The following is a 15,897-nucleotide window of genomic DNA, read 5'->3' as shown; positions in this document are numbered from 1 at the left end:
GCTCCTATTCCACTAGCTCCAAGTTGCCCGCGGCGGGAGACTCATCAGGATCGCATCGATATTGCCGCCGGTCTTCAGCCCGAAGATCGTGCCGCGATCATAGACCAGATTGAACTCGGCATAGCGCCCGCGATATTCGAGCTGGCGGGCTTCGTCCGCCGGCGTGAACCCGCTTTCCATCCGTTTGCGCACCAGCTTGGGAAAAATGTCCAGAAATGCGCGGCCGACATCCTGCGTGAAGGCGAAATTGCGTTGCCAGCTCGCATCGTCCTCGCATTCGAGATGATCGTAGAAGATGCCGCCGACACCGCGATGGACCTCCCGGTGGGGGATGTAGAAATATTCGTCCGCCCACTTTCTGTATCGCTCGTAATAGGTCGGATTGTGCGCGGCGCAGGCGGCGCGCATGGCGGCGTGAAAGGCCTCGGTGTCCTCTTCGTAGGGGATCGGCGGATTGAGATCGGCCCCGCCCCCGAACCATGCCTTGCCCGTCGTCAGGAAGCGCGTGTTCATATGCACGGCGGGAACATGCGGATTGCGCATGTGCGCCACCAAGCTGATGCCGGTCGCGGTGAAGCCCGGATTGTCGGGATCGGCGCCGTTGACGCTCGCGGCGAATTCGCGTGGAAAATTGCCGCGTACGGTCGAGACGTTGACGCCGACCTTCTCGAACACCTCGCCCTTCATCAGGCCCTGGACACCGCCGCCGGGATCCTCGTGCCCCTCCTCCGTCCGCTCCCACGGAGTATATTCGAACGACGCATCCGAGCCCGCCTCGCGCTCGATCTCCTCGAAGGCGGCGCAGATCCGGTCGCGCAATCCTTCGAACCAGGCCTTGGCCTTCTGCGTGTGACCTTCGCCGATTTCAGCGCTGTCGCTCATCGAAATTCCGTCCCCTCGTCCTGATAATGCATTGCCCGATGGCACTGTCGGTGTCCACACGCTTCGACACTTGTCAAACCGTCCGTCAGCCGTCACACAGGAGGCATGGTTCCCGTTTCGTTCGCTCCGCTGGATTTCGCCGGTGAAGAGCTTGTCCTGACGAAGGGCAACGCGCTCTACTGGCCGCGCGAGCGCGCGCTGCTCGTGGCGGACCTGCATCTCGAAAAGGGCAGCTGGTTCGCAAAGCAGGGGCAGATGCTCCCACCCTATGACAGCCGCGAAACTCTGGAACGGGTGGCCGATGCGGTGAAGGCGACAGGCGCGCGGCGCGTCATCACTTTGGGCGACAATTTCCACGATGACGAGGGCACCTGCCGGCTCGATCCCTATGCCTGCGGAATGCTCGAATCGCTTACACGCGCGCTCGACTGGGTGTGGGTCACCGGCAATCACGATCGGGAAATGCCGCGCGCCTTCGGGGCGCAGCTGGTCGAGGAGCTCGAACTGAACGGCATTGTCCTGCGCCACGAAGCGAGGCGCGGCGAGACGAAGCCCGAACTGTCCGGCCACTACCACCCCAAGATGCGCCTCACCGTGCGCCATCGCCGCATTGCACGCCCCTGCGCGGTGGTGAGCAGAGGCGAAAGCGCCGATCGCATGATCCTGCCCGCTTTCGGTGCCTATACCGGCGGTATGGATGCGGGCGCGCCCGAAATTCTGAAAGCGCTGAGCCCCGCGCGGGAAATCGACGCGGTGCTTCCGGCCAAGGGCAAACTGGTCCGCTTCCCGCTCTGGAGAGAGGCGGCCTGACCGACTTTGCTCCTCTTAATTATGTAGCCGAAACCCTGACCATCTGGCATGTCGCTGTTTGGTTTGGCCTTGCTGTCTTGATCGAGATTATTCTTCTGAGAATGCAGGGCCATTCAATAGTTTGGTCTCGGATACCCCTAGTCCTTTGGATTTTTGCCGGCCTGTATGCGATTTTCGCTCTGCTTCTCGGACAGGTTTTCGGCGAATTTTTTCCGTTCTCGAGTTTGTGGCCGAGCGGCTTGATTGTGGGAGCCGCGTTCGCCGCCCCGGTTTTGGCGATGTCATTCCCGCCGCGCACGTCAAAACAAGCGCCGCGTTTGTTTCGGGCCTTCGCCATACTCGTAAGCGCCTTGTTCTTCACCTTTGCCCTCTGGCTGCTGCCTCGCATGGTTGGCCTCGGACTTATCGACTTACCGAACCTTTCATGGGGCGTGCGTTTGTGAATGCACCAGACTCCGCTGGCAAAATTCGCGCGCAAGCCCTACGTTGTGCGCTTTCAGAATCGGCTACACCAGGAGAACACACATAGCCCGTCCACCCCGGCGATCGATGGCCCCGCCTACGAAAAGCGGCCCTCGCTACGACAATTTCATCCAGGTTCCCAAGGTTCGCGTGATCGATGACGACGGCGAGAACCTGGGCATCATGTACACCCGCGAAGCGGTCGAGCAGGCGCAGGAGAAGGGCCTGAATCTCGTCGAAGTGTCCCCCGGAGCGGACCCGCCGGTGTGCAAGTTCCTCGATGTCGGGAAATATCGCTTCGAGGCTCAGAAAAAGGCGAACCTCGCGCGCAAGACGCAGAAGACCCAAGACATCAAAGAGGTCAAGATGCGTCCCAACATCGACACGCACGATTACGACGTGAAGATGCGCAACGTGAACAAGTTCATCGACAATGGTGATAAGGTGAAGGTCACCTTGCGCTTTCGCGGGCGCGAGATGGCGCACCAGCATCTCGGCATGGATTTGCTCAAGCGGGTTCAGGAAGACGTCGAGGAAATCGCCAAGGTCGAGGCTTTCCCGCGACTCGAAGGCCGTCAGATGCTGATGGTGCTGGCGCCGAAATAAGCGCGCCGCGCGCCTTCCGGAAGCCGTGGTTTTCGTTCGGCCGGTCGCGAACCGAGCAGGAATGGCTTTTGCGGTTTGGCCAGTTGGCGGTTCGGATTGGGGGATCGGCGCGCCCTAAACGCCGGCCGCGCAAACCCTCACCGCCCGCGAGCGGCATGCCAGCTGATCCGCCGGACAGGCCGGGGAACCCGCCGATGGCGGGCGGTGCGGCCGCCCCGCTCGATCTCGGAGAGGAGCGGCGCGGGCTGTAGGCTTGCGACCCGCTCATGGCGCCGGGTGGATCATGGTCCAGAATTCAGGCCCGCCTCCCGGCACCCGCCATTCCTCGGCGATTTCGAAGCCCAGCCGGGTGTAGATTGCGACATTGCTTCGCGTCGCCGTTTCCAGAAGCACGCCGCGGCCCTGCCTCGCCGCTCGCTCGATCCCTGCGCGCACGATCGCCCCGCCCCATCCCTTGCCCTGCGCGGCTTTCGAAACGCCGACATAGCGCAGATAGTCATAAGGCTGTGGATCGGGATGGTGTGCGTGCATCGCAGCGGCGACCCTGAGCCCGCGCGGCAAAGCTCGCCCGAACTGAGTCGCAAGCCGCAGATTGTCCCTGAGGAGCGCCAGCGCTCCGTCCTTCACCGGGCCGGGCGGGTAATACAGCGAAACCGCTTCGCCGCCCGGTGACGCCAGAACCTCGCCGCCTCGAAACGACTGCGCGATCATCACCGCGAAGAAGCGCGGGAGCATAGCGCGTCGCCTTTTGGCTTCGGGAACCACGTAGGAGAGGCCAGGATCGTCCTGAAACGCATCGGCCATAGTGCGCGCGAGCGGGGCCACCGGAGCAGACCGCGCGAGGACATGGATGGGGCGCTTGGTAGCCATGATCAATGCTTAGACATCCCTGCCGAGCTTGCCAGTCCAGTCAGCTACCGGGCCGAGCCTTTCCGGATCGATCCACAGATCAGAAGTACTTAGTGCCTTGCACTACAGCCGTCGCGCCGAGACAAGAGCGAGTACTCTGGCAGTTAGGCTGGCAGACAGGGACACTGGGGAAGGGAACAGCTTCGCATGACCGCGCGCCGGATCGGCCTGTTTCTCGGCCCTCTCGCATTCGCGCTGACGGCGCTTTTCCCCGCGCCTTCGGGCATGAGCGACGGGGCGTGGCTGGTCGCCGGACTCACCGTGTGGATGGCGGCCTGGTGGATGACCGAGGCGGTGCCGCTGGCGGTGACGGCGCTGCTCCCCTTCGTGTTGCTGCCGCTTGCAGGCGTGATGGATGCGCGCGCGGCGGCGAGCGCCTATTATGCCCCGATCCTGTTCCTGCTGCTGGGCGGGGCGTTCATTGCGCTGGCGATCGAGCGCACCGGCCTGCACCGCCGCCTGAGCCTCGCGATCCTCAAGGCGATCGGGTCGGACGGGGGCCAGGTGCAGCTGCTGCTTGCCTTCATGATCTCGGCAGCCCTGCTCTCGAACCTCATCTCCAACACCTCGACCGCGCTCATCATGATGCCGATGGCGCTGGCGGTGCTTGCGGGCGGGGGAGGTGCCGCGGTTCCAGGCCACCCTCTCTGCCGCCCTTCCTCCTTTGAGGATACCATTCCGGGTGGAAGGGCGGGGGAGAGGGTGGCTGGGCATGCGAGCGACAGTGAACCGCGCACGAGCGGCCTTTACGGCGCGCTCCCGATGGGCATCGCCTTCGCCGCCACCATCGGCGGGCTCGGCACCATCGTCGGTTCGCCCACCAACGGGATCGCGGTGCAATTGCTGGACGACATGATCGGGTTGCAGATCACTTTCGCGCAATGGATGTTCTTCGGCGTTCCGATCATGGTGGTTGGCGTGCCGATCGCCTGTTTCGTCGTGGCGCGGGTCCAGAACGTCGCGGGCCACCCGTTCGACGTCGGTGCCGCGCGCGCGGCTATCGACGATGCCGCGCCATGGTCGAGCGCCGAAAAGCGGCTCGTGCCCGTCATCGCGATCACCTTCGTGGCATGGATGACGCAGCGCTGGGTCGCGCCGCTGCTGCCCGGCGGCAGCTGGACCGACGGGACAATCGCCGTCATCGCCGCGCTGTCGCTGTTCCTGCTGCCCGACGGGACCGGACGCCCGTTGCTCAAATGGCACGAGGCCGACCGCGCGCCCTGGGGCGTCATCCTGATGTTCGGCGGCGGGCTGGCGTTGGCAGCGGGAATGCAGGCTTCCGGATTGGCCGAGTGGCTGGGGCAGTCGCTGCTGCCGTTGGAAGTCATGCCGCTGGTCGTCGTCGCGCTGGCGATCGTCGCGATGATCGTGCTCGTCACCGAGTTCGCCAGCAACGTCGCCACAGCCAGCGCGATCATTCCCGTGGTCGCCAGCCTCGCCGCCGGCCTCGGTCTTGGCGAGCAGGCGATCCTCATCGCCATGCCCGCCGCGCTCGCCGCCAGCTGGGGCTTCATCCTTCCCGCCGGGACCGGCCCCAACGCGATCGCCTGGGCAACTGGACGCCTACGGATCGAGAAGCTGGTCCAGGCGGGCATCGTCCTCGATCTTCTCGGCATCGGCCTTATCGTCGCGTTGGTCTGGGCGATGGCGAGCCTAGGATAGCGCGCCGACCGGGCGTCGCCTTCCTCCCCCGGCGCGCCCGCGCCAAACCGGTTGCTCCTGTAACCACCGCACGCTAGTCGGCACAGGCATTCTCGCGGCCAGGGGAGAGGCGTTCCTGCGGAGGTTAGGAACGGGCGCCCCGCGCGCCCGAACTGTCCCCGCCTGCCATCGGCTCCTGCCTTCCTGGGAGCGCACATACGAAGGAAGGTACCCACCATGACCGACCGTCCCGTCGACCAGAACTCCGCCACCGATACGCCGACGCCGCGCCGCAAGCCCAAGCCCGAACGCACCGAGATCGACGGGCGTCCCCTGAAGCCCTCGACGCTGATGATGGGGCATGGGTTCGACCCGGTCCTGTCCGAAGGCTCGCTGAAGGCGCCGATCTTCCTCACCTCGACCTTCGCCTTTCCCAGCGCCGCCGACGGCAAACGGCATTTCGAAGGCATCACCGGCAAGCGCGAAGGCGGCGCCGAGGGCCTCGTCTACAGTCGCTTCAACGGCCCCAACCAGGAGATACTCGAAGACCGCCTCGCGATCTGGGACGGGGCCGAAGACGCCCTCACCTTCTCGAGCGGCATGACCGCGATCTGCATCTTGATGCTCGCCTATGTAAGCCAGGGAGACGTTATCGTCCATTCCGGCCCGCTCTACGCAGCGTCCGAGGGCTTCGTTGCCAAGGTGCTGTCCAAGTTCGGCGTCACCTATGTCGACTTCCCCGCAGGGGCCAGCCGCGAGGAGCTCGATGCGGTGCTGGCGAAGGCCAAGGACCAGGCAGCCGAGAATGGCGGCAAGGTCGCGATGATCTACCTTGAAAGCCCGGGCAACCCGACCAATGCGCTGGTCGATATCGAAGCGGTCAAGGCGGCGCGCGACGACGCGCTCGACTGGGACTGTCCGATCGCCATCGACAACACCTTCCTCGGCCCGCTGTGGCAGCGCCCGCTCGAGCATGGGGCGGATATCGTCGCCTATTCGCTGACCAAGTACGTGGGCGGGCATTCGGACCTTGTCGCCGGCTCGATCGCGGGCGCGACGAAGTGGATGGATCCGGTCCGCGCCCTGCGCAACACGATGGGCGGGATCGTCGATCCCAACACTGCATGGATGCTCCTGCGCAGCCTCGAGACGGTCGAGCTGCGGATGGACCGTGCCGGCAAGAACGCGGCTGAGGTCTGCGCCTTCCTCAGGGATCATCCCAAGGTCGAGCGGTTGGGCTATCTCGGCTTCATCGAGGACGAGCGCCAGCGCGACATCTACGAGCGTCATTGCCTCGGTGCCGGTTCGACCTTCAGCGTCTTCCTGAAGGGCGGGGAGGAGGAGTGCTTCCGCTTCCTCGACAACCTGACCATCGCCAAGCTCGCGGTGAGCCTCGGCGGCACCGAGACCCTGGCGAGCCACCCCGCCTCGATGACACATCTCTCGGTCCCCCATGCCCGCCGCCAGACGCTCGGCATCACCGACAGCCTGGTGCGCATCAGCATCGGGATCGAGGATGCCGGCGACCTGATCGCCGACTTCAGGCAGGCGCTGGAGCACGTCTGAATCCCCTCCCCCTGGAGGGGTGTCACGCAGGGAACACGCATGGCTACATCGGACAAACCCGTCCTTCTCGTGATCGGCGCCGGCGCCGGCATCGGCGGCCATGTCGCCGCGCGCTTCGCTCGTGAGGGCTACCATGCGGTCCTCGCAAGGCGCTCGGACGAGGAGGGCTTGCAGCGCCTCGTCGCCGAGATCGAGGAAGCGGGCGGGAGCGCGACCGGGACTCTGCTCAATGCCAGCGAGGACGGGACGATCGAGGAGCTGGTCGAGCATACCGAGCACGATGTCGGCCCTATCCATTGCGCGCTCTACAACCTCGGCGCGCAGATCGGGAACCGCGCGCTTCACGACACGCCGCACCGCACCTTCGAGCTCGGCTGGCGGCTGGGCTGTTTCGGCCTGTTCCGCCTCGCCCATGCGGCCTTTCCGGCGATGGTGGGACGTGGCCACGGGACCCTGCTCGTCACCTCCGCCACGGCCGCGGTGCGCGGGAACGAGGGTCAGCACAGCCACGCCGCCGCGATGGCCGGACGCCGGATGCTGTGCCAGACGCTCAATGCCGAGTTCGCACCCCAGGGCATCCATGTCGCGCATGTCGTGGTGGACGGCAGCGTCGATGCGCCCGACACACTGGGCAAGCTGCTCGGCGACCGGTTCGAGGCCTACAAGGCGTCCAAGGGCGAAGACGGCGTGATCGACCCCGCCGCGCTCGCCGAGACCTACTGGCACCTCGCCCAGCAACCCCGCAATGCCTGGACCCACGAGCTCGACCTGCGCCCCTGGACCGACACGCCGTGGTGGAACGACATACCGATTGGGGCGATCGACACGGGCACCTCCGATTCGCGGGGTCCGCGCTCGAAGTGACGCCGGATTGACGTGCGGCCGGACGCATGTCCTACATGATGGAACAGGTGGAACACGGTCCAGAGGCAAAACCGCCCGAAGTGTCACCTTGGCGGCGCAAAGCGTAACCTTGGCGCGTGAAGTGTCACTTTTTTCGAGCAGACTGTCACCCTTGCGCTCATGACCGACACCGTAGCGCGACGCAAAGTGTGACCTTGGCATTTGCGCAGTGTCATCCTGCACGGACCACGATGGGGCCATACCCGGTGCGTCGGTCGCCGCGAAAACCTCAACCTGCCGTTGCATGGCGGTGATTGGACCAGATCGAGGGGAAGTAGGAAATGACCGTGTCCGCTACGGGGTGGGGAGCGGGCGATCGGACTCTAGCTAGTCCTGGGATGCAAGCTCCAAATTCGCAAGGCTTAATCTAGCGCTAAGTCGAGGACGCTCCTCTCAATAGTCGTACCATTCCCATGAACTTAATTCTTCTTCGAGCAGAGGCATTTCGGCCCCACGTTTGAAAGCAGCCTCGACGACGGCACGGATCAAAGCGAGACCGGCCCCGCTGCTTGTCGCGATTACGACCGCATCACGCGCTTCAGGATCGACAACGATCAGCGTGCGTGCTCCCATCGCGCTGCCGCCATGGCCGAATATGGGTAATTTGCCATCGGCGATCGGATCGAAAACGAAAAAACCTTCCCCGATTTGTGAATTGTCGTCTTCTTTGCGAAGCGTTTCCGGGTTCGGCGTCAAAACGCGCGCCCAGCTCGTTGGTGAAAGGCCTGCGCCATTCGCCAGCCATGCGGCATACTGGCCGAGATCGGCAGCCGTCGCGACCAGATCGGAAGCCGCGCTCGCCTCTTCGGTGGGCTTGTCGAAATCGAATGCGTAATCGCCGAAGTGGAACCCGGCGGCGTGCTCGTCACCATCGGCAGGCCACAGGAACGACATCGCCTGTGTGTCCGCCGGTCCGAAAACGTATTCCCCCGCCAGTTCCTGCAGCGACGCATTGAACTTGCGAATGAGCGCGCGGCGAGCATACTCGTAGGCTTCGCCCGAATACGACTGCGCCGATCCCAACTCGCCTGCAAAGGCAAGCTGTTCCTCGCCACGCCAGTTGGGCAAGGTTGTGAGGTGGCGAAGCGCCATTCGGAAAGTCAGCGCGAAATGGCGTGGATCGTTCGCAAGATCCGGGTCGACCCAGTATTTGGCGAGCCTTTCATCGAGGTCGAGAAGACCGCGTTCGGCTAATGAAATCATCGTCATCGCCGTGACGGTCTTGGTCACCGATTCCATTCCAAACAGCGTCTGCGCTCCAGCCGGAGCACCATCGAGTTCAACGCCATAACTCTCGGCAAAGACTGGGTTGCCGTCTTTCACGACAGCAACGGCCGCGGCCTTGATCCCGGCCCGATCGAGGATTGCAGGTATGAGTTCGCGGAGTGGTTCGGAAGCCGTTTGCGCGACGACTGGGCTGTCGAGGTTCGCATCTTCGCCGTCGCCAACGTTGATCGAGACAGTCGAACGCTTCAACCCGATGCGGGAATCCAAGGCGAAAACCGCGTAGTCTCCCGCAGGCAAGCGCAGTCTGAAGCTGCCATCGCCCTCGACCGGCCCTTCGATCCGCGCGTCGGAGGATCGGGCGACGACCCGCATGGGAGGCGATAAGTCACGACCCCCTGTCCACTCGACCGTGCCTGATAGTGATGCCACGCGATCGCCCTCGTTCAGAAGCATCAGGTCCCCGAGCTTTCTGCGGTTTCCGCTCATCCCTGCGGATCCGGGCCAAGAGAAATCGCCTTGCGAGGTAGACATGGAAACGCCGAGGCCAATCACACGGCCTGTCCTCTCCGGAAGCCGTATGGTCCACTCGACCCCGCCCGGAATAGCCTTACCGCTCGCAACCGGTCTGTGGATCGACTGCATCACCGTCAGTTCGTCATCTTGAAGGGCAAAGTGCATCGGCCGGTCGAGCACGCTCGTATGCGCCGGGTCCAGAAACAGCTCCATCCGTTCGGCGTCGCCCTCTGTCCGGACACGCAATACCATGTTCCCGGCGTGGAAGCACTTCATCTCCAGCATTAGTTCCGATTGCGTGTCGAGGCGCTGGAACCGATTGGCCTCGCAATTCGCGGCGAGCGTATTACCGGTATGGGCCGCCACCGGCGTGGGTGAGAAGGCGAGAATGCCGAGCATCGAAATTGCAGCCGAAGCGACGCATGATCTGCGCATCATGGGTTCCTTGTTCGAGATAATGGACTGGATTGGTGAGCTAATTCCCCTGCGCACGATGTCGAAACCTTTCGGATCAACCGCCAAGTCAGTCGGTCGAAAGGAGATCTTTTCTCGGCCTTGAAGTTAGCGGTGGGGCCTATCCCAGTTTCTCCAACCGGGAGGTAGGCGTAAGGTCGCTTGTTTAAGCTGCGAGCCATGGGACGATCCTGACTCGCGATTCAATGTACCAACCCGCGTCGAAACCCGCCGCCCCTATCCCTTCCACTCGCGCCGCTCCTCGGCGGCGCGCAGGACTTCGTAGGCGACCTGCAGTTTCTGAAACTCCGCGGCCGCTTCCTCGTCACCCGGTTTCACGTCGGGGTGCACTTCCTTAGCCTTCGCGCGGTACGCTTTCTTCACCGCGGGGAAGTCCGCGTCGGCCTCCAGTTCGAGCACGTCGAGCGCGCGCATTTCGTCGGGGCTGCGCGAGCCGTCGCCCGAGCCTGACCAGCCGTAATGCGAGGCCTCGGCATAGCCGGCGCTTTCCTGGCGCTCGGCGTGCTGGCGGGCTTCCTTCTGCTCCTTGTCGAGCCCTTCGAAATAGTCCCAGCCGCGGTTGTATTCCGCCGCATGTTTCTGACAGAAATACCAGCGATCGGGACTGTTGGGCGATTTGGGCGCGGGGCAGTGGCCCGGCTCCTCGCAGCCGTGGCGATCGCAGATGCGCACATTGGTCGCCTCGCGCGAGGAACCGTAACCGCGCCAGCGAGGGAAACCCCAGTCGTTGGATCGCCGAGCCTTAGGCATGGCGGCGCATCATCATGTCGTTGGTCGGATCAGGCACGCGCTCAATCTAGGGGGACTGGCGGCTATTGGAAAGGTGTGGGAACCAGTTGCGGCTTGAAATGTTGCATCGCAACACGTTCTTCACTTCCCCGTGGCAGGACGCATTTCCACCAAACACGACACCTCCGACGAAAGAATGACGGCAACCTGAGCGATGAGCCAGCAATTGACGATCTCCAGCCTCGCCTCGGCGCTTGCACTGGTCTGCCTGTGCCTGGTGGCGCGGGCGGGGAGCGACGGCGAATTGCGGCTTGGCCAGGACGGCATCGTCATGGAGGCGGACGGCGGCAGTTCCAGCTGACCGGCGCGTCCTCGCCGCACCAATCCCCATCCCTTAAACGCGAAAACGCCCGCCTCGCGGCTTGCGAAGCGGGCGTTTCGTTCTTTCCGGTAAGCGCGATCAGTTGATGACGACGCTCGCCGCGCGCCGGTTCTGCGACCAGGCTTCGGGATTGGAAGCCAGCGCCACCGGGCGTTCCTTGCCATAGCTGATGGTGCGGATGCGGTCGGGCGTCACACCCAGGCTGACGAGGTAATTCTTCGCCGAATTCGCGCGCCGTTCGCCCAGCGCAAGGTTGTATTCACGCGTGCCGCGCTCGTCGGTGTGGCCTTCGATGGTGAAGGTCAGCTGCGGATATTGCGCGAAATACTGTGCCTGGCTCTGCAGCGCGGCGGCATCGGTGCTGTCGATATTGTAGCGATCGGTGTCGAAATAGACCACCGTGGAGCCGCCCACCGCATTCTCGAAATGGGCCTGCGTGCCCACGCTCGCAACGCTCGACGCGCTCGGCGTGGGCGTCTGCGTCGTGGCAGCGGCGGCGGGCGCGGGGGGAAGCTCCTCGGGCGCCTCCTTGGAGCAAGCGCCGAGCGCCAGAGTGGAGGCCGCGAGGGCAAGGGTGGCTGCCTTTGAAACAGAGATATTCATGGTATCGTCTCCGAATGGTGCCCTTGCGTTTGGCCGCAAGGTCTAAGGTTGGTCTGGGCACTTCGCCGGGGCGACCGCCTTGAAGCGCAGGTCTTGGCAGTTTTTCCGCGTCAGGGCCGGATCGGCCCCCAGGCGGGATCCGACGCGTCCACCGGCGTCGGCAATCTCCTCTCATTGCGACCGGTCAGGTCGACTTGCCACAGGGAGGACCGCCCGGAATTGCGGGTGGTCCTGAAGAACTGGATGATGCGCCCGTTGGGGGCCCAAGTCGGCGCCTCGTCCTGCCAGCCATCGGTAAGAATGCGCAAATTTCCCCCCGTTGGCGTCATGACCGCGACGTTGAAATCCCCGGCGATGCGGGTGAACGCGATCTGGTCGCCGCGCGGGCTCCATTCCGGGGTCGCGCAGCGTCCACCGAAAAAACTGATGCGCCGTTGATTGGTTCCGTCCGCATCCATGACATAGCATTGCTGCGAACCGGAACGATCGCTCTCGAACACGATGCGGCGGCCGTCGGGCGAGTAGGAGCCGCCGATGTCGATCCCCGGCGTATCCGTTAGCCGGGTGGAGCGCCCGCCGGTGACGGGCACGCGGTAGATGTCGGTGTTGCCGGCAACCGCCATCGAATAGAGGATGTGCTGCCCGTCGGGCGACCAGCGCGGCGCGAGCGTCGGATCGCGGTTTTCCGTCACCAGCGTCTGTTCGCCCGAGCCGATGTCGTAGACATAGATGCGCGGGTTTCCATCGACATAGGAAAGATACATGATCTTCGAATAGTCGGGCGAATAGCGCGGGGTGAGCGCGGTCGCGCTGCCCAGCGTCAGAAAGCGGTGGTTCGCGCCGTCCGAATCCATGACGGCTAGGCGCTTGACCCGGTTATCCTTGGGACCGGTTTCGGCGATATAGGCGATGCGGCTGTCGAAGAAGGGGCTTTCGCCGGTCAGCCGCGCATAGATGAGGTCGGAGCATTTGTGCGCCGCGCGGCGCCAGTCGGCGGGCTGGACGACCCAGCCTTCGCGCACCAGCTCGTCCTGCAGCGCGACGTCGTAGAGATAGCAGCCAACCACAAGGCGATCGTCGTCGCGCGCGCGGACATAGCCGTGAACCAGCATCTCGGCGCCGCGCCCGCTCCAGCTGGGCCAGGCAGGGGCGGTGATCTGCGTAAATTCGGGGCGCGGCAGGCTGTCCGGGCCGGTCGGGGCGAACAGGCCGTTATTGCGCAAATTCGCGGTGATGATCTGCGCGATCTCGCGGCCCAGCGCCGCGGTGCCCTGGTTGCTGGCCGGGGTGGACGTATCGCGGTCGGTCGCGAAGGCGGGGATCGCGATGCCGAGATCCTCCCATTCGCTTTCATCGGTGGTCGATCCGGTCAGCCCGCCCGCCTGCGCGTCGCGTTCCTCGGTTTCGAACGCCGTCTCCACCGCGGCGCCGTCGCCCACCGGCTGCTCGAGATCCTCGTTCTGCGCGGTGAGCGGGGCGCTCAACAACAGCGCCGCCAATGCAAGCGCGGGGGTGGTCAATGTGGTTATCATGCTCACAGCCTTCTGTCGAACCTCCATTCGGAGATGTTCTTCCATGCTTCGTAATATTCGTCCGGCAGATCGAAGGGCGCGGCGCGCTGGACGGCGCGGATCGCGCGCTCTGCATGCAGGGGCGCCTGCGGACGGTTGGAATCGGTCACCCCGCTCTGCCCTACCACACGCGGCGCTCCGGCGAGCGAACCGTCTTCGTTCAAGCGAAAGGCGAGCACGGTGACCAGTTGTTCCGCATCGAGGCCCGAAGGTGCGTCCCAATAGGGTCGCAGCTGGCGGTTGATCGCCTGTTGCAGCGACGCGCGCGCGCTGCGTCCGATCTGCGAGGCGGGGACGCGGGTTTCGTCGGTGTTGGTCGCCGCGCCCTGCCCTTCGAGGAAATTGTCGCCGATCCGGCTGCCGCCCGGTGCTCGCGACGAACGCTCGACCGGTGCCTGGCGCTGGGGCTCGGGACGGCGGCGTTCGCGCGTGTCGCTGGGGGGCGCGGGGCGCGGCTGAGTGCGCGCTTCGGGCCGCGGCGGGGGCTTGCGCTCCGGCTGCGCGGCATCGGGTGCATCCTCGGCTTCGGGTGCGGGTGCCTCGGCAAGCGTCGGCGCGATCGCGGCGCGGCTTTCGCGGACCGGTGACGGCGCGGTGGATTCAAGGCTGACATCGGTGGCGAGGCTGACGGTCACGCGATTGGGGATCGGCGGGGGCGCGGGGTTCCAGAACGCCTGCACCGCCAGCAGAGCCGCGAGCGCCGCATGCAGAACCACCGCGACCACAAGGCCGATGCGGTCTTCGCTGCGAAAGGTGCTCTCGCCCATACTCACCCACCGCTATGGCGCGGTAACTGAACCGTCGGTGACCAGCGAGATGGACGTGAACCCGGCGCGGCCCAGCTCCCCCATCACCGCCATCACCCGGCCATAATCGAGCCCGCGATCGCCGCGCAGCACGACGGTCGGCAATTCGCCCTCGCCGCCGCGCTCGATCGCGGTAAGGGCCTGCGGGAGCTCGCCCACCGGCACCGCATCATCGCCGATATAGACCCGGCCATCGCCATCGATGCTGATCGTGACCTGCTCGGGCGTTTCCTCGACCGGGTTGGCGCGGCTTTCGGGCAGTTCGATTGGAACGCCGACGGCCGGCAGCGTCACCGTCACCATGAAGATGATGAGCAGCACGAGCATGACGTCGACCAGCGGGGTGACGTTGATCTCGGCCATCGCCGCGCGGCGCGAGCGGCGGCCTTTGCGCGGCGAGGAGGCGAGGCCCATCGCCATCAGATTGCTCCTCGCCGAGCGGACACGCCGATCGGCTGCGAAGCGGCCGCAAGGGCGACTGCCCGCCCGCAGCGGGCGCAGCTATGCTGCGCGTCTAGCGAGGACCGCGCGCCCGGATGGGTGTGCGGAAAACAGGTCATGCCTTGTCCAATTCGCGGCTCAGCCCGGCATGGACCTTGTCGGCAAAGCGCTGCAGCTTCGCCTCGTAGACATTCACTGACTGGCTGAAGCGGTTGTAAGCGATCACCGCGGGGATCGCGGCGAACAGGCCGATGGCGGTCGCGAACAAGGCCTCCGCGATGCCGGGCGCGACGACCGCGAGCGAGGCGGATTGCTGCGCGCCGATCTGGAAGAAGCTGTTCATGATGCCCCAGACCGTGCCGAACAGGCCGACGAAGGGGGCGACAGAGCCGGTGGTCGCAAGGAAGGTGAGCTTGGCCGAAAGATCGTCGGCTTCCTCGGCGACCTGCCCTTCCATCGCCGCGCCGATACGCTCGCGCGAGGCAGCCCGGTCGACCGGTGAATTGCGGGTCGAGCGCTTCCACTCGTCGATCCCCGCGCCCGCGACCCGCGCCGAGGGTACGCTGTTGCGAAGCCGCCGACCCAGCACGCTCTCGCGGTCCTGCGCCTCCCAGAAATCGCCTTCATAATGGCGCGAGCTCTTGTTGAGCTTGCCGATCCGCAGCGAGAAGGAGACGATAATTGCCCAGGTCCAGATGCTGGCGAGGATCAGGCCGATCATCACCGCCTGAACGACGATATCGGCCTGCAGGAACAGTTCGATCGGATCGAGCCGGGTGGGGCTGGTTGCCCCGCCCGCAATCGCGCCCAAGAGGTTCAGTAGCACTCCTTCAACCGTCCTTTCCGGTCATGAATTCGCGAAACGCGGCGCGCCATTCTTCAGGCTGTCTGCGAGGGCGGCCCTCGGGCGTCAGAAAACCGGCGCGCACCTCAGCGCTCGCCAGCACATCAGCGCCCCGCCGCGCAATCTGTTCCATGCGCACGCTCGCTGCACCGATTTCGCTGGCGGTCGTCTCGATGACGACATCGTCGTCGAGCCTGGCCGGCTGGCGATATTTGATCGCGATTTCGGTGACCGCATAGGCGCCGTCCCCGGCCTCGATCCCGGCTCGCTGGTCGATGCCCAGCAGGCGCAGCAGGTCGGAGCGTGCCCGCTCGAACCAGCGCAGGTAATTCGCGTGGTAGGTAATGCCCGAAAGATCGGTGTCTTCGTAATAGACCCGCACCGCATAAAGATGCCGCGCGCCGTCAACGACGCCTCCGGGTAGGTTGGGTTGCACCATTTCGTAAGGCCACCTAGCGCAGCATGGATTCGCTGCAAAGCCGCCATTGTGCTTGCCCTCATGAATGGCGGCGAAACGAATCGGGCTTG

At 64.7% G+C, this 15,897-nt stretch carries 17 protein-coding genes; 7 read left to right on the top strand and 10 right to left on the bottom strand.

Annotation, left to right across the window (positions count from 1 at the left end; all coding sequences use genetic code 11):
• Nucleotides 1-12: 12 nt before the first annotated feature.
• On the bottom strand, nt 13-882 hold the full coding sequence (gene hemF / locus V2I30_RS14560; RefSeq protein WP_330662909.1) for an oxygen-dependent coproporphyrinogen oxidase: 870 nt from the start codon (nt 880-882) through the stop codon (nt 13-15).
• A 105-nt stretch (nt 883-987) separates the two neighbouring features.
• Between hemF and pdeM the strand changes: the two genes are divergently transcribed.
• The 3 genes from pdeM (at nt 988) to infC (ending at nt 2,760) form a co-directional block, all read left to right on the top strand.
• The gene (gene pdeM, locus V2I30_RS14555) at nt 988-1,692 is read left to right on the top strand and encodes a ligase-associated DNA damage response endonuclease PdeM (protein ID WP_330662908.1); all 705 of its coding nucleotides are present in this window, start codon (nt 988-990) and stop codon (nt 1,690-1,692) included.
• Nucleotides 1,693-1,769: 77 nt separating this feature from the next.
• Nucleotides 1,770-2,135 (top strand): hypothetical protein, encoded by a 366-nt coding sequence (locus V2I30_RS14550; RefSeq protein WP_330662907.1) that lies wholly within the window; start codon nt 1,770-1,772, stop codon nt 2,133-2,135.
• A gap of 106 nt (nt 2,136-2,241) precedes the next feature.
• On the top strand, nt 2,242-2,760 hold the full coding sequence (gene infC, locus V2I30_RS14545) for a translation initiation factor IF-3 (protein ID WP_330662906.1): 519 nt from the start codon (nt 2,242-2,244) through the stop codon (nt 2,758-2,760).
• Between the two features lie 264 nt (nt 2,761-3,024).
• Here the strand turns inward: infC and V2I30_RS14540 are convergent, their stop codons facing one another.
• On the bottom strand, nt 3,025-3,630 hold the full coding sequence (locus V2I30_RS14540; RefSeq protein WP_330662905.1) for a GNAT family N-acetyltransferase: 606 nt from the start codon (nt 3,628-3,630) through the stop codon (nt 3,025-3,027).
• 186 nt (nt 3,631-3,816) lie between these two features.
• Between V2I30_RS14540 and V2I30_RS14535 the strand changes: the two genes are divergently transcribed.
• The 3 genes from V2I30_RS14535 (at nt 3,817) to V2I30_RS14525 (ending at nt 7,740) form a co-directional block, all read left to right on the top strand.
• Complete coding sequence (locus tag V2I30_RS14535; protein WP_330662904.1) at nt 3,817-5,331, top strand: SLC13 family permease; 1,515 nt, start codon at nt 3,817-3,819, stop codon at nt 5,329-5,331.
• A 216-nt stretch (nt 5,332-5,547) separates the two neighbouring features.
• Nucleotides 5,548-6,876 carry a cystathionine gamma-synthase family protein gene (locus V2I30_RS14530; protein WP_330662903.1) on the top strand — a complete coding sequence of 443 codons (1,329 nt, stop codon included), beginning with the start codon at nt 5,548-5,550 and terminating at the stop codon, nt 6,874-6,876.
• A 39-nt stretch (nt 6,877-6,915) separates the two neighbouring features.
• A complete protein-coding gene (locus V2I30_RS14525) occupies nt 6,916-7,740 on the top strand; it encodes an SDR family NAD(P)-dependent oxidoreductase (protein ID WP_330662902.1) in 825 nt (274 codons plus the stop codon).
• Between the two features lie 432 nt (nt 7,741-8,172).
• Here the strand turns inward: V2I30_RS14525 and V2I30_RS14520 are convergent, their stop codons facing one another.
• Both V2I30_RS14520 and V2I30_RS14515 read right to left on the bottom strand, forming a co-directional pair.
• Complete coding sequence (locus V2I30_RS14520; protein WP_330662901.1) at nt 8,173-10,041, bottom strand: serine hydrolase domain-containing protein; 1,869 nt, start codon at nt 10,039-10,041, stop codon at nt 8,173-8,175.
• 168 nt (nt 10,042-10,209) lie between these two features.
• Complete coding sequence (locus V2I30_RS14515; RefSeq protein WP_330662900.1) at nt 10,210-10,743, bottom strand: J domain-containing protein; 534 nt, start codon at nt 10,741-10,743, stop codon at nt 10,210-10,212.
• Between the two features lie 193 nt (nt 10,744-10,936).
• On the opposite strand from V2I30_RS14515, the gene V2I30_RS14510 reads away from it, so the two are divergent.
• Entirely contained in the window at nt 10,937-11,083 is a 147-nt protein-coding gene (locus V2I30_RS14510; RefSeq protein WP_330662899.1) for a hypothetical protein, read from the top strand.
• A gap of 99 nt (nt 11,084-11,182) precedes the next feature.
• Here V2I30_RS14510 and pal read toward each other — a convergent pair whose 3' ends face one another.
• The 6 genes from pal to V2I30_RS14480 all read right to left on the bottom strand — a co-directional run bounded on the left by pal (nt 11,183) and on the right by V2I30_RS14480 (nt 15,808).
• Complete coding sequence (pal, locus tag V2I30_RS14505) at nt 11,183-11,707, bottom strand: peptidoglycan-associated lipoprotein Pal (RefSeq protein ID WP_330662898.1); 525 nt, start codon at nt 11,705-11,707, stop codon at nt 11,183-11,185.
• Between the two features lie 110 nt (nt 11,708-11,817).
• Entirely contained in the window at nt 11,818-13,239 is a 1,422-nt protein-coding gene (gene tolB, locus V2I30_RS14500; protein ID WP_330662897.1) for a Tol-Pal system beta propeller repeat protein TolB, read from the bottom strand.
• A 2-nt stretch (nt 13,240-13,241) separates the two neighbouring features.
• The gene (locus V2I30_RS14495; protein WP_330662896.1) at nt 13,242-14,045 is read right to left on the bottom strand and encodes a TonB C-terminal domain-containing protein; all 804 of its coding nucleotides are present in this window, start codon (nt 14,043-14,045) and stop codon (nt 13,242-13,244) included.
• A gap of 12 nt (nt 14,046-14,057) precedes the next feature.
• Nucleotides 14,058-14,504 carry an ExbD/TolR family protein gene (locus V2I30_RS14490; RefSeq protein ID WP_330662895.1) on the bottom strand — a complete coding sequence of 149 codons (447 nt, stop codon included), beginning with the start codon at nt 14,502-14,504 and terminating at the stop codon, nt 14,058-14,060.
• A 136-nt stretch (nt 14,505-14,640) separates the two neighbouring features.
• Nucleotides 14,641-15,351, bottom strand: a complete 711-nt coding sequence (gene tolQ, locus V2I30_RS14485) for a protein TolQ (RefSeq protein ID WP_330662894.1) — start codon at nt 15,349-15,351, stop codon at nt 14,641-14,643.
• A 4-nt stretch (nt 15,352-15,355) separates the two neighbouring features.
• Nucleotides 15,356-15,808 (bottom strand): YbgC/FadM family acyl-CoA thioesterase, encoded by a 453-nt coding sequence (locus V2I30_RS14480; RefSeq protein ID WP_330662893.1) that lies wholly within the window; start codon nt 15,806-15,808, stop codon nt 15,356-15,358.
• Between the last annotated feature and the right edge of the window lie 89 nt (nt 15,809-15,897).

It is taken from the genome of Erythrobacter sp. (assembly GCF_036351135.1).
Lineage (GTDB): Bacteria > Pseudomonadota > Alphaproteobacteria > Sphingomonadales > Sphingomonadaceae > Erythrobacter.
Note: the sequence above shows the minus strand (reverse complement) of the source record. Positions and strands in the feature narration are given on the sequence as shown.

What these genes read in the sequence shown, in the direction of transcription:
- pdeM (WP_330662908.1), top strand. Translation starts at nt 988, where the DNA reads ATGGTTCCCGTTTCGTTCGCTCCGCTGGATTTCGCCGGTGAAGAGCTT.
- V2I30_RS14480 (WP_330662893.1), bottom strand. Translation starts at nt 15,808, where the DNA reads ATGGTGCAACCCAACCTACCCGGAGGCGTCGTTGACGGCGCGCGGCAT.
- V2I30_RS14535 (WP_330662904.1), top strand. Translation starts at nt 3,817, where the DNA reads ATGACCGCGCGCCGGATCGGCCTGTTTCTCGGCCCTCTCGCATTCGCG.
- V2I30_RS14495 (WP_330662896.1), bottom strand. Translation starts at nt 14,045, where the DNA reads ATGGGCGAGAGCACCTTTCGCAGCGAAGACCGCATCGGCCTTGTGGTC.
- V2I30_RS14510 (WP_330662899.1), top strand. Translation starts at nt 10,937, where the DNA reads ATGAGCCAGCAATTGACGATCTCCAGCCTCGCCTCGGCGCTTGCACTG.
- V2I30_RS14540 (WP_330662905.1), bottom strand. Translation starts at nt 3,630, where the DNA reads ATGGCTACCAAGCGCCCCATCCATGTCCTCGCGCGGTCTGCTCCGGTG.
- tolB (WP_330662897.1), bottom strand. Translation starts at nt 13,239, where the DNA reads ATGATAACCACATTGACCACCCCCGCGCTTGCATTGGCGGCGCTGTTG.
- V2I30_RS14515 (WP_330662900.1), bottom strand. Translation starts at nt 10,743, where the DNA reads ATGCCTAAGGCTCGGCGATCCAACGACTGGGGTTTCCCTCGCTGGCGC.
- V2I30_RS14530 (WP_330662903.1), top strand. Translation starts at nt 5,548, where the DNA reads ATGACCGACCGTCCCGTCGACCAGAACTCCGCCACCGATACGCCGACG.
- V2I30_RS14490 (WP_330662895.1), bottom strand. Translation starts at nt 14,504, where the DNA reads ATGGCGATGGGCCTCGCCTCCTCGCCGCGCAAAGGCCGCCGCTCGCGC.
- V2I30_RS14525 (WP_330662902.1), top strand. Translation starts at nt 6,916, where the DNA reads ATGGCTACATCGGACAAACCCGTCCTTCTCGTGATCGGCGCCGGCGCC.
- hemF (WP_330662909.1), bottom strand. Translation starts at nt 882, where the DNA reads ATGAGCGACAGCGCTGAAATCGGCGAAGGTCACACGCAGAAGGCCAAG.
- pal (WP_330662898.1), bottom strand. Translation starts at nt 11,707, where the DNA reads ATGAATATCTCTGTTTCAAAGGCAGCCACCCTTGCCCTCGCGGCCTCC.
- infC (WP_330662906.1), top strand. Translation starts at nt 2,242, where the DNA reads ATGGCCCCGCCTACGAAAAGCGGCCCTCGCTACGACAATTTCATCCAG.